General features: G+C 36.2%; 14 protein-coding genes and 6 tRNA genes. 3 read left to right on the forward strand and 17 right to left on the reverse strand.

The features are described from left to right. The first annotated feature begins 10 nt into the window (after positions 1–10). A complete protein-coding gene (locus tag JKP73_RS11890) occupies positions 11–544 on the forward strand; it encodes a hypothetical protein (RefSeq protein ID WP_021291108.1) in 534 nt (177 codons plus the stop codon). A gap of 37 nt (positions 545–581) precedes the next feature. Here the strand turns inward: JKP73_RS11890 and phoU are convergent, their stop codons facing one another. The 12 genes from phoU to JKP73_RS11950 all read right to left on the reverse strand — a co-directional run bounded on the left by phoU (position 582) and on the right by JKP73_RS11950 (position 9,338). Beyond that, positions 582–1,238, reverse strand: a complete 657-nt coding sequence (phoU, locus tag JKP73_RS11895; protein WP_021291107.1) for a phosphate signaling complex protein PhoU — start codon at positions 1,236–1,238, stop codon at positions 582–584. Between the two features lie 239 nt (positions 1,239–1,477). Further along, positions 1,478–3,562: a peptidoglycan D,D-transpeptidase FtsI family protein gene (locus JKP73_RS11900; protein ID WP_021291106.1), complete on the reverse strand. Its 2,085-nt coding sequence runs from the start codon at positions 3,560–3,562 to the stop codon at positions 1,478–1,480. Positions 3,563–3,648: 86 nt separating this feature from the next. Beyond that, complete coding sequence (locus JKP73_RS11905; protein ID WP_200411268.1) at positions 3,649–4,920, reverse strand: MFS transporter; 1,272 nt, start codon at positions 4,918–4,920, stop codon at positions 3,649–3,651. A 128-nt stretch (positions 4,921–5,048) separates the two neighbouring features. Continuing rightward, positions 5,049–5,660, reverse strand: a complete 612-nt coding sequence (locus tag JKP73_RS11910) for a superoxide dismutase (protein WP_021291104.1) — start codon at positions 5,658–5,660, stop codon at positions 5,049–5,051. 157 nt (positions 5,661–5,817) lie between these two features. Further along, a tRNA-Phe gene (locus JKP73_RS11915) sits at positions 5,818–5,893 on the reverse strand. Between the two features lie 50 nt (positions 5,894–5,943). Continuing rightward, positions 5,944–6,036: transfer RNA gene (locus JKP73_RS11920), tRNA-Ser, on the reverse strand. Positions 6,037–6,048: 12 nt separating this feature from the next. Further along, positions 6,049–6,125, reverse strand: a tRNA-Ile gene (locus JKP73_RS11925). Between the two features lie 22 nt (positions 6,126–6,147). Continuing rightward, positions 6,148–6,223, reverse strand: a tRNA-His gene (locus tag JKP73_RS11930). A 21-nt stretch (positions 6,224–6,244) separates the two neighbouring features. Continuing rightward, positions 6,245–6,321, reverse strand: a tRNA-Met gene (locus JKP73_RS11935). Between the two features lie 4 nt (positions 6,322–6,325). Continuing rightward, a tRNA-Asn gene (locus tag JKP73_RS11940) sits at positions 6,326–6,400 on the reverse strand. Positions 6,401–6,860: 460 nt separating this feature from the next. Next, the gene (locus tag JKP73_RS11945; protein ID WP_021291103.1) at positions 6,861–8,486 is read right to left on the reverse strand and encodes a Na/Pi cotransporter family protein; all 1,626 of its coding nucleotides are present in this window, start codon (positions 8,484–8,486) and stop codon (positions 6,861–6,863) included. A gap of 219 nt (positions 8,487–8,705) precedes the next feature. Beyond that, a complete protein-coding gene (locus JKP73_RS11950; RefSeq protein ID WP_021291102.1) occupies positions 8,706–9,338 on the reverse strand; it encodes an NfeD family protein in 633 nt (210 codons plus the stop codon). Positions 9,339–9,416: 78 nt separating this feature from the next. Here JKP73_RS11950 and yqfZ point away from each other — a divergent pair, with 78 nt between their 5' ends. Beyond that, the gene (gene yqfZ / locus JKP73_RS11955; protein ID WP_021291101.1) at positions 9,417–9,746 is read left to right on the forward strand and encodes a protein YqfZ; all 330 of its coding nucleotides are present in this window, start codon (positions 9,417–9,419) and stop codon (positions 9,744–9,746) included. A gap of 27 nt (positions 9,747–9,773) precedes the next feature. On the opposite strand, the gene JKP73_RS11960 is transcribed toward yqfZ, so the two are convergent. Further along, positions 9,774–10,148 carry a hypothetical protein gene (locus JKP73_RS11960; RefSeq protein WP_021291100.1) on the reverse strand — a complete coding sequence of 125 codons (375 nt, stop codon included), beginning with the start codon at positions 10,146–10,148 and terminating at the stop codon, positions 9,774–9,776. A gap of 170 nt (positions 10,149–10,318) precedes the next feature. Here JKP73_RS11960 and JKP73_RS11965 point away from each other — a divergent pair, with 170 nt between their 5' ends. Further along, positions 10,319–10,603 (forward strand): DUF2624 domain-containing protein, encoded by a 285-nt coding sequence (locus tag JKP73_RS11965; protein WP_021291099.1) that lies wholly within the window; start codon positions 10,319–10,321, stop codon positions 10,601–10,603. 40 nt (positions 10,604–10,643) lie between these two features. Here the strand turns inward: JKP73_RS11965 and JKP73_RS11970 are convergent, their stop codons facing one another. Genes JKP73_RS11970 through JKP73_RS11985 form a run of 4 tightly spaced genes read right to left on the reverse strand, consistent with a single transcriptional unit; the run spans position 10,644 to position 14,709 of the window. Then, positions 10,644–11,543, reverse strand: a complete 900-nt coding sequence (locus JKP73_RS11970) for a deoxyribonuclease IV (RefSeq protein WP_038243748.1) — start codon at positions 11,541–11,543, stop codon at positions 10,644–10,646. 26 nt (positions 11,544–11,569) lie between these two features. Next, positions 11,570–12,874: a DEAD/DEAH box helicase gene (locus tag JKP73_RS11975; protein WP_021291097.1), complete on the reverse strand. Its 1,305-nt coding sequence runs from the start codon at positions 12,872–12,874 to the stop codon at positions 11,570–11,572. 19 nt (positions 12,875–12,893) lie between these two features. Continuing rightward, complete coding sequence (locus tag JKP73_RS11980; protein ID WP_200411269.1) at positions 12,894–14,012, reverse strand: Nif3-like dinuclear metal center hexameric protein; 1,119 nt, start codon at positions 14,010–14,012, stop codon at positions 12,894–12,896. Beyond that, positions 13,984–14,709 (reverse strand): tRNA (adenine(22)-N(1))-methyltransferase, encoded by a 726-nt coding sequence (locus tag JKP73_RS11985; protein WP_021291095.1) that lies wholly within the window; start codon positions 14,707–14,709, stop codon positions 13,984–13,986. Before JKP73_RS11985 ends, JKP73_RS11980 begins: the two co-directional genes overlap by 29 nt.

Below are 14,709 nucleotides of genomic sequence, written 5' to 3' on the forward strand. Positions count from 1 at the left end.
AGAAAATCAAATGAAACAACCTATACGTATGTTTGGAATCGGCCTTCTTACAGCTGGTGTGATCATGCTTGGGACATACTTTTTCTTTAGCGGTTCTGTAAATACCGTTGACAATTTAACTAATGATGAATTGGTTTCCATTATCGAAGAAAAAGGATACCATGTCTTGTCTAATTCCGAATACATCGCTGCATCCGTTAATGAATCATCAGCCCAGTCGGAAGAATCTAAAGAAAACAATAAGAACGCTGAATCTGACAACAGTTCCACTGATCAAGAGAAAGAAGACGAAGACAGTGCTAATGATAAAGAGAAGGATCAAGCAGAAGAAGACAAGCCCAAGACTTATACATTACATATTGAAGAAGGAATGGCTTCCTCTGATATAAGCTCTTCACTAGAAGAAAATGAAATCATCGATGATTCAAGTGAATTTAATGATTACATGGAAGAGAACGATTATAGTTTACGGGTACAATTAGGAGAGTTCGAGGTAAACAGTGACATGAGTTTGTATGAAATCGCCGAAGCCATTACTAGATAAAAAGCTAAAAAGCAGTATATACTGCTTTTTAGCTTTTTTAATTCAGATTAAAATTTTGACCTTTAACTAAATATAAAATATTTTCCCCAATATTGGTTATATGATCAGCAAATCTTTCTAAATACCTTGCACAGAATGAAACTTGCATAATGTATTGAATCATATCAGAATTTGTGGCAGTTTCCCCTAATAATTCGCTAATCATTAGCTTATTTTGTCGATCCACTAAATCATCCATTTCTGCTAATTGACCTGCAAGCATAATATCCTCTTTTGTAAAAGCCTCTATAGCAGTATGAAGCATCTTTACAATTGATTCACGCATGACATTAATCCTATCTGGAATAATTCTTATCTCATTTACTCCGAGATGTATGGTTGACCTAGCAATATTTTTTGCATTATCGGCCATTCTTTCTAAATCTGTTGCAATCTTTAAGGCAATAATTAAACGTCTTAAATCTGTAGCCACAGGCTGTTGTTTCGCAATTAAAAGGATTGTTTGATCGTTAATCTCTAATTCTTTTTTATCAACCCATTTATCGTCTTCAATTATTTGCTCAGCTAACTTGATATCTTGGTTGTATAATGCTTCTACTGATTGATTTAACGCATGTTCTGCTTGATTAGCAAGATCTATAATTGCTTGATTAATTCCCTGCAATTCTTGGTGAAACTGTTCTCTTGTTTGCATATGTCCCCCTCCAATCCTTTACTTTTAATATTAGAATAACAGAGTACTATAAATTAATGATTGGCCGCATGTTAAGTTTTTGTAAATTTTATTCAAACATTATACAAGCTTTTTCGGAGAATCGCTTCAAAAAACAGAAAAGTCTGTTCGTGGAAACATAGGTGGAAACATAGCATGAACGATACCAACCAATTCATCATAAAAAGCCGTTGAGGTATACTCAACGGCTTCTCTATTTTTTAATCGTTTTGTTTTTCTTTTTCTTCATCACGTTCTTCTTTTATATCGAAATATGCATCCATAATTCTTGAACTAATCTGATGGTTAATTTTGTACGTATTACCCAAACCAGTATTTGGCGCAATAACCGCGAATGCAATCTCCGGTTCTTCATAAGGTGCATACCCAATTAATGACAAGTTCTCTGTTTCCGCAACTTCTTTGCCATTTTCATATATTGCATTCTCAGCTGTTCCGGTTTTACCAGCTGGGTTATAGTCCTTACTAGCGTAATATCTAAATCCAGTTCCGCCCTGTTCTTGGAAAACTTGGCGAAAACCTTCTTGAACGCGTTCGAGATAAGATTGATCCATTTGTACACGATTTAATACTTCTGTGTTTTCACTTCGATAGACGTTACCTAATTGTTCGTCTGATTTTCCTGGGTTACGAATCTCTTTTAAGAAATGAGGACGGACTCTGTATCCGTCATTTGCAATTGTCGAAACGTACTGAGCTAATTGCATGGTCGTATACGTATCATACTGGCCAATTGCAAAGTCCATTAAAAGCCCGGCACGATTCATAGATTCACCTTCATAACCGATTGCCTCATAAGGAAAATCAATTCCTGTTTTAACCCCTAAGCCAAATTGTTGGAAATAATTACGCATTTCTTGCCACGCCGCAGTATTAAATGAAGCTTTACCATTATTAGGGAAAGGATAGCGATTCTCTCCACCCATTTTTAAGGCAATATAAAACATATATACGTTCGATGAACGTTTTAATGCAGCTTGATCATCCACCGTGCCAATCGCACTCGTATGCGATCTTTTTGGTGGTGTACCTTTTATCTTAATGGGTGAATCATTAAAGGTTTGTCCTGGTGAAATAACGCCTGATTCTAATCCAGCTAACACTGTAGCTCCTTTAACGACAGATCCAGGACGGTGGCTATCGTATAATGCTTTATAAGCCGTATTGGAATATTCGTTTCCATCCCTTGTTTGTCCACTTACCGCTAGCAGCTCACCTGTATTAGGATCGAGAACAACAGCAAGTGCATCCGTTAAATATTTGTTTTCGTAAGGGTGTTGTTTATACGCTGCTTGCAACTCTTCCCTTACAATTTTATCCACTTCTTGCTGGAATTCCATATCAATTGTTAGTACGAGATCCTTGCCTCTACTACCCTCTACTACTGTTTCCGTCCCAACAACCTTACCTGACTTTGTAGTTGTGTATTGAATTTGTTCTTTTCGACCACGCAATACATCTTCATAATATTCTTCCAGTCCACTTTTCCCTACACGGTCATTTCGACTATATCCTCTAGTTAAGTAATATTGTTCTTTTTCAGCAGGTATTCCTTGCTCTTGTGTAGTAATTGAACCAAGTAAGCTGTTGATGGATTCACCGAATGGGTAATCGCGATTCCAGTCAGTAGTTGCATTCACGCCAGGTAAAACACCTAAGTGCTCCGAAACCTGAGCATACTCTTCAGCAGTGACATCCTCATTCTTAACAATTTGTGGCGTTAGCGAGTAAGCTTTGTCTAGCTCTTTCTTTATTGCTATTACTTCTAGTTGTTGTTTAGAGAAATTAGCTATTTCTTCTTCCGTAATTCGTTCTAAGATGGTGTTGTATTGCTCTGCGTTGTCTAAATCTGCAGCCTCTTCTTCAGATAGTCGACTATCCGCCTCTTCCTTGTTCTTCAAATACCAGTATTCTTTTTTATTTCTTTCTGTAATACCTTTTAGATAATCTTCGCTATCCATGGAAATAAACTCAGCTAGTTTTTCAGCTACTTCCAAGCGATCTTCTGCTTGCGTCCCTTTAGCTGGAGTATATGTAATCGAATATTGTGGTTTATTATCGACAACGACATTGTGTTTACTGTCATATACTTTTCCACGTGGTACAGGTATTTTGGTAGTATCCTTTACTGTTCGATCGATTTCTTCTTGAAAAGCTTCTCCATTTAAAATTTGTACAACACCAAGTTGTAAAATTAATACAGTAAACATTAGAAAAATCACAAAGAATAGTATGTTAATTCGAAAGGGAAGTTGCGCCTTTTTCTTTCTTTTCTTATTACTCATTACCTCTCCCCCATGAGAAATTGATCTTGCTGTAGCATGTAATCCAAAAATAATTATACCATTTTTTTTATGATTATTTCACCCATTTACCTATTTTTTTCGTCAGCTAATTGTTCTTTAATTGGTACTTCTTTTTTTGGTTCACTTCCTAAATAAATATTTTTAACGATAAGATAAATAATGATATGTCCAGCGCCAAAGATCGCTAATAAATATGGAATAGATTGTTCAGCTGGAAAGAGACTAGTTACAATCAGAAATGTTGTAATCGAGATAATTCTACCCAGATTTACAAATAACTCACGGACAACAATATATTCTACTCGTAGGTCCCTCGCTTTCCAAGCCTTTCCAATTACATCATAAGTTAAAGATACATAAGGAATCGTAATGATTGGATAAGCTAGTCCAATACAAACTGCGTAAATGATCAGTTGGATATAACTAATCTCGAATAAAATGATAGCAATGGAAAAATAAAGAATTAAACTTCCAATTAGAATAGATTTTTTTCGCATGGTAGGTTTTATAACCTTGGTTCCAATAAAATAAAAAATAAGAGACATCCCAGAAAACACTAAATTGAACATTCCCAGTGAAAACTCACTATTTGTAATTAAAAACACCCAAATGGAGATAACAAAGGCAAATATTCCTTCCCTTAGACCCTGAAATATATGTGCATTTAGTATTCGGTTCCAGTTTTTATTATTTGAACGTTCGGCTAAAACGCTACGGAAATAAAAGCCCCCCTCTGCTTTTCGACTTGCTAAAAAGAAACTACAAATAACTGCACAAATAAACATGATAAATGAGATAGTGAAAATAACAGTATAACCAATATTTGCTTCCATTTTTGCAATGATGGTCCCAGCTAACAATGGACCTATCATACCGCCGAAAGATTGTAACACACCTAAAAACCCATTAAAGAAATCTCTTGTATCTGGTTCTGTAATTTCAAAGGTAAGCACATTAAACGCAAGCCAATAAAAACCATATCCTATTCCCAATAAGCTCCCTAGCATAAAGTTAAAATAAGATGCCTTATCTGCAATAATTAATACGCTCAAAAAAAAGAGAGATAAAAAAATTACCCCTAAACGTAAGACAATAACCCGATCCACTCTCTTCGCTAACTTGCCGGCGAGAATAAACGTTAGCGGTTGAAATATATATATAGCTAAATTATAAACAGCAATCGTCGTGAAATCTTCCGATTGCTTCCATAAATAAACATTAACAAATGTATTTGATAAGAATATTCCTAATGAATATAAACCACCTATTACAAGTAAAAATATGAGATCTTTATTAATATCCATTTTTGCTTGGTTCAATGAAAGACTTTTTCGCATAATCCATACTCCTTTTTCGTTCCTTATTAGTGTGAGCAAATGAGTGGAGGATATGCAAAGAAGCTCAAACAAAACACAAAAAAGCATGTGAAGAAAACCTTCACATGCCTTTATCTCACTGAAATATATTATTTAGCTTCGTTATAATTTTTTGCTACCTGATCCCAATTAACTACATTCCAGAAAGCGGAAACATAGTCTGGACGTTTATTTTGATATTTTAGGTAGTAAGCATGTTCCCAAACATCAAGACCTAAAATAGGCGTTTTTCCTTCCATTAATGGAGAGTCTTGATTTGGCGTACTCATAATTTCTAAGTCGCCATTATTTAATACTAGCCATGCCCAACCAGAACCGAACCGTCCTGTTGCAGCATTTCCGAATTCCTCTTTAAACTTATCAAAACTGCCAAATTTAGTATCAATTTTCTCAGCAAGTTCTCCTGTTGGTTCACCGCCACCATTTGGAGATAAGATTTTCCAGAAAAGGCTGTGGTTTGCATGTCCCCCACCATTATTACGTACTGCAGTACGTGAACTTTCTGGTACAGCATCTAAATTACTTATTAGATCCTCTAACGATTTATTTTGAAGGTCTGCATGTCCTTCCAAAGCACCATTTAATTTCGTTACATACGTATTATGATGCTTTGTATGGTGAATGTTCATGGTTTCTTTGTCAATTGTAGGTTCTAGTGCATCGTAAGCGTATGGTAGTTCAGGTAATTCAAATTTTGCCATTTTTCCTTCCTCCTCTAATAAATCTTTTTATTAAAAAGGATTGAATATTCACCCTTTTAATGCAAGGGTATCAAAGCTCCTCTATCGATGCAAATTATATGCATTTATTACCAACTATTCGACAAATAAAAAAACAAGCCAGTTGCTTGTTATAAAATGGTGGCTCGGGACGGAATCGAACCGCCGACACAGGGATTTTCAGTCCCTTGCTCTACCGACTGAGCTACCGAGCCTTTACTAAATTTTGAATTTTCATTATCACTGTTTTGCTAGTAATTATGTATGGAGGAGGTAGAGGGATTCGAACCCCCGCGGGCTGTTACACCCCTGGCGGTTTTCAAGACCGCTCCCTTCAGCCAGACTTGGGTATACCTCCGATAAGAATGAATGGTGGACCCTGCAGGACTCGAACCTGCGACCGATCGGTTATGAGCCGATAGCTCTGACCAACTGAGCTAAGGGTCCTTTGCTACTATTCATTTTTAAATGGGGCGACCGGTGGGGATCGAACCCACGGATGCCGGAGCCACAATCCGGTGCGTTAACCACTTCGCCACGACCGCCATACGATAGTTTATAAATAATGGTGGCGGCGGAGGGGATCGAACCCCCGACCTCACGGGTATGAACCGTACGCTCTCGCCAGCTGAGCTACACCGCCACAATGGCTCCACAGGTAGGATTCGAACCTACGACCGATCGGTTAACAGCCGATAGCTCTACCACTGAGCTACTGTGGAATATTGTTATATCAACTATCTAGTAATTATAGCGACAAGATATAATTTACCATGTTCTACATCTTCTGTCAATGTTTTTTTTATTTCATGCATTCGATATATTATGTAAATGCCGTTGTTAAAACGACAATATTTACTATAGCATCTTCTATTTAGGATTTCAATACAAAATTTAAATTTAGAAAATTTTTATTTTAAATCACCTCCATATTTCATTAACTTATTTATTCCTAAATAATACCATTCCTCTTTTCTCTCAACAAATAAGAAGTTCGGCTGGTGGAGCTATGTATCGGCTTTCCTTATTTGTCTGACATCTTTAATACAAGATACCTTCAGCGTAAAGTAAATAAACAGTGATTTTGTTATACATAAATAAGAAGGCTGTCGAGACATTAGTCTCGACAGCCTGGAGGCAAATCCGGATCATAAGATCATAAAAGATCCTCTGCCTGTTTATCTATTCACCCAATACTTCTTCAGCAATATTTACAGCATGGTCACCGATTCGTTCTAAATTACTTATAATATCGACAAAAACGATACCTGCTGATCCCGTGCATTTGCCTTCATTCATACGAATAATATGCTTCTTACGGAAATTACGTTCCATTTTATCAATTTGATCTTCTTTCTGGATTACCGCAAGCGCCTCTTCTCTATCCATATCCTGAAGTGATTTTACAGCTTGTTTTACGGTTGAAATAGTTAACTCGAACATTTCATTTAGATCTTCGTGAGCTTTGTCCGTTAAATGTACCTTATTCGACATTTTATAATCAATTAATTCTACAATATTCTCAAAATGATCCCCAATTCGTTCTATATCTCGAACCGAATCTAATAATGCTGAATGTTTGGCACTATCTTGTTCGGAAAGTGACTCAGCTGAAAGCTCTACTAAATAATCCGTAATTTTTCGATCAAGGCTATTTAAAGCACCTTCTATCTGTAATGCCATCTCCGAATGTTTTGATGTTTGTGTATTAAGATATTTATTTGTTTCTTCAAGACCCTTGTACGCATACTCACCCATGCGAATAACTTCAGATTTAGCTTGATCTAAAGCTAGGGACGAAGATTGCTGGATAAATATCGGATCTAAGTGTTGTGGTTTATATTCTACTACGGTATCTTCGCCTGGGATTATTTTTGTTACTAACCATGCAAAAGCACCGATGAATGGAAATTGAATAATTGTATTTGTAATATTAAAGCTTCCGTGTGCAAAGGCGATCGTCATTTCTGGATTTAAATTAAACTGTCCTTGTAAAAATTCAACAAATTGTGAGAATAATCCTAGTAATAGCAACCCGATCGTTGCACCTATTAAGTTAAAAATAACGTGCGTATATGCTGCTCGTTTTGCAGCAACTGTTGCACCGATTGATGCTAAAACAGCAGTAATGGTAGTACCAATATTATCACCAAATAATACAGGCACAGCTGCTTGTAGATCAATAGCACCTTGCGCAAACAAACCTTGCAAGATTCCAATTGTTGCACTAGAGCTCTGAACAATAACTGTAAATACTGTACCGATAACAACACCTAGTACAGGATTATCACTCATGCTTACCGTAAGTTCATGGAAAGCCTCTAAACTACGTAATGGCTCCATTCCGCTACTCATTAATTCAAGTCCGAAAAATAAAGCACCAAAGCCAAATACACCTTGTCCAACAGCACTAACTTTCTGATTTTTAAAGAAAAATAATAGGAAACACCCAACTGCGATAATTGGTAGAGCATACTCCCCAATATCAATACCTATAATAAATGCAGTAACCGTTGTTCCAATGTTAGCACCCATAATGACACCGATAGCTTGTCTCAACGTCATAAAGCCTGCGTTAACAAGTCCAACGGTTAAAACAGTTGTCCCGGAACTACTTTGAATCAATATCGTTACAATAATCCCAGCAAGTACTCCCATAAATGGGTTGCTCGTAAATCGATCTAAGATATTTCTAAGACGATCTCCGGCTGACTTTTGTAGACCTTCACCCATATATTTAATACCTAGAAGAAAGATCCCTAGTCCACCTATAAATTCAAATATCAGTGTTTGCACATCAATTTCCAAAATATATACCTACCCTTCATTCATGTTGAATCATGTCGCACCATATCAATATTAAGTATACATAAACTTTTTGTAAAGGTTTATCGAGTATATTTAACATTAAATTTACATTCGAGTCACACTTATTATGTACGAGCTGATTTTAATCATTCCAGATAGGATAAAGAACAAACAAAAAGATAATCGAATTCACTTCGATTATCTTTACACATGAAAGCATTAGCTATTTTTTGGTTCAACAAGGATTTTTGTTCCATCAACTTGAACGACTCTAATTGTTGTGTTTTTGGGAAGCCACTGCCCATTCGAAACCGCGCTATAATCTTTTTCGGCTATGCGAATTGTCCCAACAGGGCGTAAATCTGTTAACGTAACACCTTCTTGATTAACTAATGCTTCATATGTGCTATTTAATGAATTATATCCTGCTTCCTTTGTTAATTGATCTTTTAGGGTAATTTTATTCCACATGTCTCTACGTTTAAATACTTTTAAGAATAAGAAGGAAGCACCAGTCCCAACTAATACACCTAAGACAGCATACAAACCAGCTGCTAAATTCGGTGCAGGTAGTGCTACAGCTGTTAACATGCTGGCTAAACCTATCGTAGCTAAAGTACCATCATTTAATAGTTTGCCATCGATAACAATAAGTAATAATCCGATAAAATAAATAATAACCATAATAATAATCGAGCTTGTTTCAACATATGCACCAAAGTACACGGTAATAAATCCGATACCTAATAAAGCGAATAATCCACGCATATTAACCAAAACTTCACCAATTAAAAATAATGTTGCAAATCCGGTTATAACAAGCCCTATCCAATCCATTTCTAAAAGCGCCAAAGAATTTCCCCCTCTCACCTTCTCCCTAATATATACGTTTTACAACGGAGAATTGTTTCATTATAAGGAGTAGATCTTATGTATATATTGAAGAAATTAGCTATATGGTTACTTATTATACTGATGTTATCCATTATTTATAAAGATATTTCTAATATTTCAATAACAAACGATGGCCCGCAATTAAAGCAGCAGAAAGAGCAGCCGATATTCTCATCATACCATGTCATAACGAAAAAAGTCCAAGCGGGTGAGACTGTCCTTTCAATAATGGAGGAGATTAACCAATCAAAGTTGAATCACTTAAATATAGAGAAAATCATCCAGGATTTTCAAACCGTTAATCCCCATACTGATCCATTCCGTCTCGAAGTTGGAAAATATTACTATTTCCCTGCCTATGAATAAAAAAAGGGGCTGATGACAGCCCCTTTTCTAGACGAAAGGTAATACAAACAAGGTAATTAATATAGAAATTGCCCCTGCTGCTATCGCTATATTTCCTAATGTGTCTGCTCCTCGGCTACGGGACATAAAGCCAAGAATGATCCCTGCAGCTCCAAATATTACTGGCCAAATAAAGAAAGAAATAACGGATAAAGCAATCCCTATCCAGCCAAATGTTGTATTTACATCATCGTCCCCTGCTACATCGGGCTCATAATTATCTGCTGTCATTTCAGCAGCGAATTCCTCGTCACGGGAACTATCTGGCTCAACCCCAACAAAATCTTGATTTTTTCTTTGTTCACCATGATTCGGTGCTTTTTCAACATCTTTCATTCCATTGCGACCTGGATATTGATTCATGAAAGAGACCTCCCTTTTCTTATATTGAGGTGCATCTTTAGCTTATGGAATTTCATCATTTTTAATGGTGTAAGTTAATGGAAGGGAAAAGTTTACCTCAGACAAGATTATTTTTTCTGCTTTGCTGCATATAGTACATTACAATACTTAAAAAGGGAGTAAGTGAATACATGTCCAATTTTCTTAAGGAAATGATTCAAAAAAAGCTCTCACAATTATCTGCAGATGAGCTTTTACACTATGCAGGACAATACGGTTTTTCATTAGATGCCAGGGAAGCGCAGCAAATTGTCATGTATGTGAAACAAAACAACGTGGATCCTTTTTCGGCAAATGGCAGGGAAAAAATGTTAAGGGAATTAGCAAAAATCACTGATATTCAGACAGCCAAAAAAGCGCAAAAACTTTTTAATGAACTCATTCAATCCTATGGACTAAGTCATCTTTTTGAATAGGAATAATACGAAATACTCGTATTATTCCTTCTTTTTGTACTTATTTTTCCCCTTGAATGATTTTTTCTTTCAAATCTGAATCGAAATCACCTTTTTTAATCATGTCAATTTCAAATTTGTAAGGTGCCTTTTTATTTTTTTTATCTTCTCCGACATATGGAGTTTCTAATATTTTTGGCAACGGTTCTAATTGAGGATGATTAATCACGTATAAAAGTGCTTCAAATCCGATATGACCAAAACCAATGTTTTCATGACGATCTTTATGTGCACCTATTTCATTTTTGCTATCATTTACGTGAACCACTTTAATACGATCAATTCCAACTATTTTATCAAATTGATCAAGTACGCCATCAAAATCATTTACAATATTATAGCCACCATCATGAATATGACACGTATCCATGCATACAGATAATTTTTCGTTATGCGTTACGCCATCAATTATTTTTGCCAGTTCGTCAAATGTTCTTCCAATTTCTGAACCTTTACCAGCCATTGTTTCTAAGGCAATTTGTACATCTTTATCTTTCTCTAGTACTTCATTTAGGCCTTCAATAATTCGCTTAATCCCTTTATCGGCACCTTCTCCTACATGTGATCCTGGATGCAACACGATTTGTTTAGCACCAATTGCAGCTGTCCGGTCAATTTCATTCCGTAAAAAATTAACCCCAAGTTCAAAGGTTTCAGGTTTAACTGTATTGCCAATATTTATTATATAGGGCGCATGGACAACAATATCGCCAATACCATTTTCCCTCATATGTTCTATACCACGCTCAATATTTAATTCTTCAATTGGCTTTCTCCGTGTATTTTGAGGAGCCCCTGTATAAATCATGAATGTATTTGCACCATAGGAAGCAGCTTCCTCCGATGAACCCTGCAGCATTTTTTTACCACTCATTGAAACATGAGATCCGATCTTTACCATGCCTAATCACCTCTCCAGTATATCAATTATTTTTTATATTTTTTCTTTTTTAATTGTTTTTTAATTGCTTCTTGCTGCTTCTTCATTTTTTTCTTATAACCTGGTTTAACCTTCGTTGTCTTTTTCACACGTTTCCACGCTTCTTTATCAGCATTGGTAGCATTTCTTCCTCGGACAGTGCGTTGGTTCCAAGGCTTCGCTTCATGCCACGTCCCATTACGTACGTCTGTATACATAATAGGTAAGCCTTTTTGCTCGAGTCTATTAATAAGTAATTCATCTTGCTCTCGGTATATGCTTATAGCAGTACCTTCCATTCCGGCTCTAGCAGTCCTGCCAACACGATGAATATAAAAATCTGCTTCTTTAGGCAATTGAGCATTGATAACATGACTCACACCTTTGATATCTATCCCTCGAGAAGCCAAATCGGTTGCAACAATATATTGATAACGGAGATTTTGAATCTCCTTTAACATACGTTTCCTTTCGCGCGGGGACAAGCCACCATGGATAAGACCATTAGGTATGCCTTTTTCCTGTAGCACAGCGGATAATTCGTTTGCCTGCTCTTTGCCATTGGTAAAGATAATGGCCAAGTAAGGATTTATGGCCTTCGATATTTCATATATAATCGAAGCCTCGTCCCGATGTTTTAAAGCAATTAATCGATGTTCCATTGTTTCAGGCGAGAAATGATCCTCTATTTTTACATATACCGGATGTTCTAAATACTTTTTGAAAAAATGCTGTAATCGCTGTGGAATGGTAGCTGAAAAAACAAGTAATTGAACAGATGGATGAGAGCGCACTAATAATTGGTCGACTTCATTGATAAATCCTAAATCAAGCATCAAATCTGCTTCATCGATAACAAATGAGTTAGCAGAGTAAATGGAAAGAGCTTCTTCTTTTACCATATCAAGAATTCGCCCAGGGGTGCCAACAATAATATGAGGCGGTTCTTTTAATTTTTCCATCATCTTTTGCTTATCTGTACCACCAATTAGCAACTTAGCCTTCCATTGCTTTTCGGCATACGTAATTATCTTTTTGACCTCATCAAATAACTGTGTGGCTAACTCCCTTGTGGGCGCTGTTATAACCAATTGCACCTCACTTTTGTCATCGCTAATCTGATTCATTAATGGAAGTAAAAAAGCATGTGTTTTACCAGAACCTGTTCGCGATTGACCAATTACACTCTTTCCTTCTAATATTGCTGGAATAACCTTTCTTTGCACTTCAGTAGGTGTTTGGAATTCCAACTTTTCAATAACTGATTCCATTATTGGTTGAAGTTTAAATTCCTTAAAATCATCTTTATTCATTTTCGTACTCCTTTTCTACTTACATAAACTGAAATGGATCTGTATTCGTTGTTGAAGTTATTACTTCAATCCCCATATCTTTAAACCTGTCATTCAAATAATTTTTAACAGCATCTTTCATTATTTTTTCTGCATAATGACCCGAATCAATAACTGCCAATCCGATTTGCCATGCATCTTGTGCTATATGAAACGTCATATCCCCAGTTATATAAACATCTGCTCCTTTTAATTTAGCCTGATGAATATATTTTTCGCCACTTCCACCAAGAATAGCAATTGTTTTTACCTTTTTATCTAAATTTCCAGTTACGCGAACATTTTCCATTTGAAACGCGGATTTCACTTTTTCTACAAAATCCCTTAACACCATCTTTTCTTCGAGATGACCAACACGTCCAAGTCCCATAGCCTCTCCTTTATTTCCTAATGGGTATATATCATAAGCCACCTCTTCATATGGATGTGCATCTATCATTTGCTCAAGCACAGAAGATAATTTATGCTCTTCTACAATCGTCTCTAATTTAGCCTCTTCTACTTTTTCAAGTTGATTCGTATTTCCGATAAAAGGATTTGTACCTTCGAGCGGTTTAAAAGTACCTTGACCATGACTGTGAAACGTACAATGACTATAATTGCCAATATGCCCAGCTCCCGCCTTGCTTATCGCTTCTCTGACTTGATCGATATGGGATATTGGTACATAAACAGCCAATTTAACTAGGCTCTTCGATTGTTCATCTACTAATACACGACTAGACGTTAAACCAATGGCATCAGCGAGTTGATCATTTACCCCTCCAATTGCTGCGTCTAAATTTGTATGGGATGCATATACAGTTATACCATGGTTCACTAATTTTTGCATGATTTTGCCTGAAGGTGTATCCATATTTAACTGCCGCAATGGTTTGAATAGTAATGGATGGTGAGCAATAATTAAATCAACATGTTTTTCAATTGCTTCGTCAACGACATTTTCTAAAACATCCAATGTAATCATAATTTTGCTAACAGGTTTATTGTAAGCTCCAACTTGTAACCCAACATTATCCCAATCATAGGCAAGATAGGTAGGGGCAAGTGCCTCCATTACTTTAAAAATATCACGATTTGTCAATTGAATTTGTTTCATTTGTAACCTCCGCAATCCATTTTTTCTCTTGTAAGAATTGATTTATCTTTAATTGATCCGATTGCTTTGCTTGTTTCATTTGCTGAATAACACGCTCTAATTTTTTTGCTTCGGCCTTCCATTTTTTATAAAACGCATAAGGTTTCTTGAGAAGGAGAATTGGTCCGAATAATAATTGTTGTTCATCCAATGTTGCAGGTGTAGAAGGATTGGCATTCCATTCTGATTTGATAATTTCATAAAAATGTCCATTTTCTTCAACTAAATCTTCATCTGTAATTGTATATCCATTGGTAATTAACCATATACGAACTGCACGAGCATCGACATTTGGTTGAGCAATAATTTGGTCGGTAATTTCCAATTTATCCTTTCCTTCATTCAATATACTCTTGATTAATGAACCACCCATACCAGCAATAACCACTTGTCTAGCTTCTTGATGATATAATACATGAAGACCATTTCCTAATCGAACATCAATCTGATCTTCAAGATTGTGACTCTTTACCGTTTCTACCGCACTCCTATATGGACCTTCATTAACCTCACCTGCTATTGCCTTCGCTGTTTGATCATTTTTACAAACATAGCAAGGTAAATACGCATGATCCGAACCAATGTCAGCAAATACAGCCCCTTTAGGTAAGAAAGAGGCTACTCGTTTTAATCGTTTTGAAAGCTTTACATCTGCCAT

The organism is Virgibacillus salexigens, from assembly GCF_014905415.1.
In the GTDB taxonomy this organism is placed as follows: Bacteria; Bacillota; Bacilli; order Bacillales; family Amphibacillaceae; genus Virgibacillus; species Virgibacillus salexigens.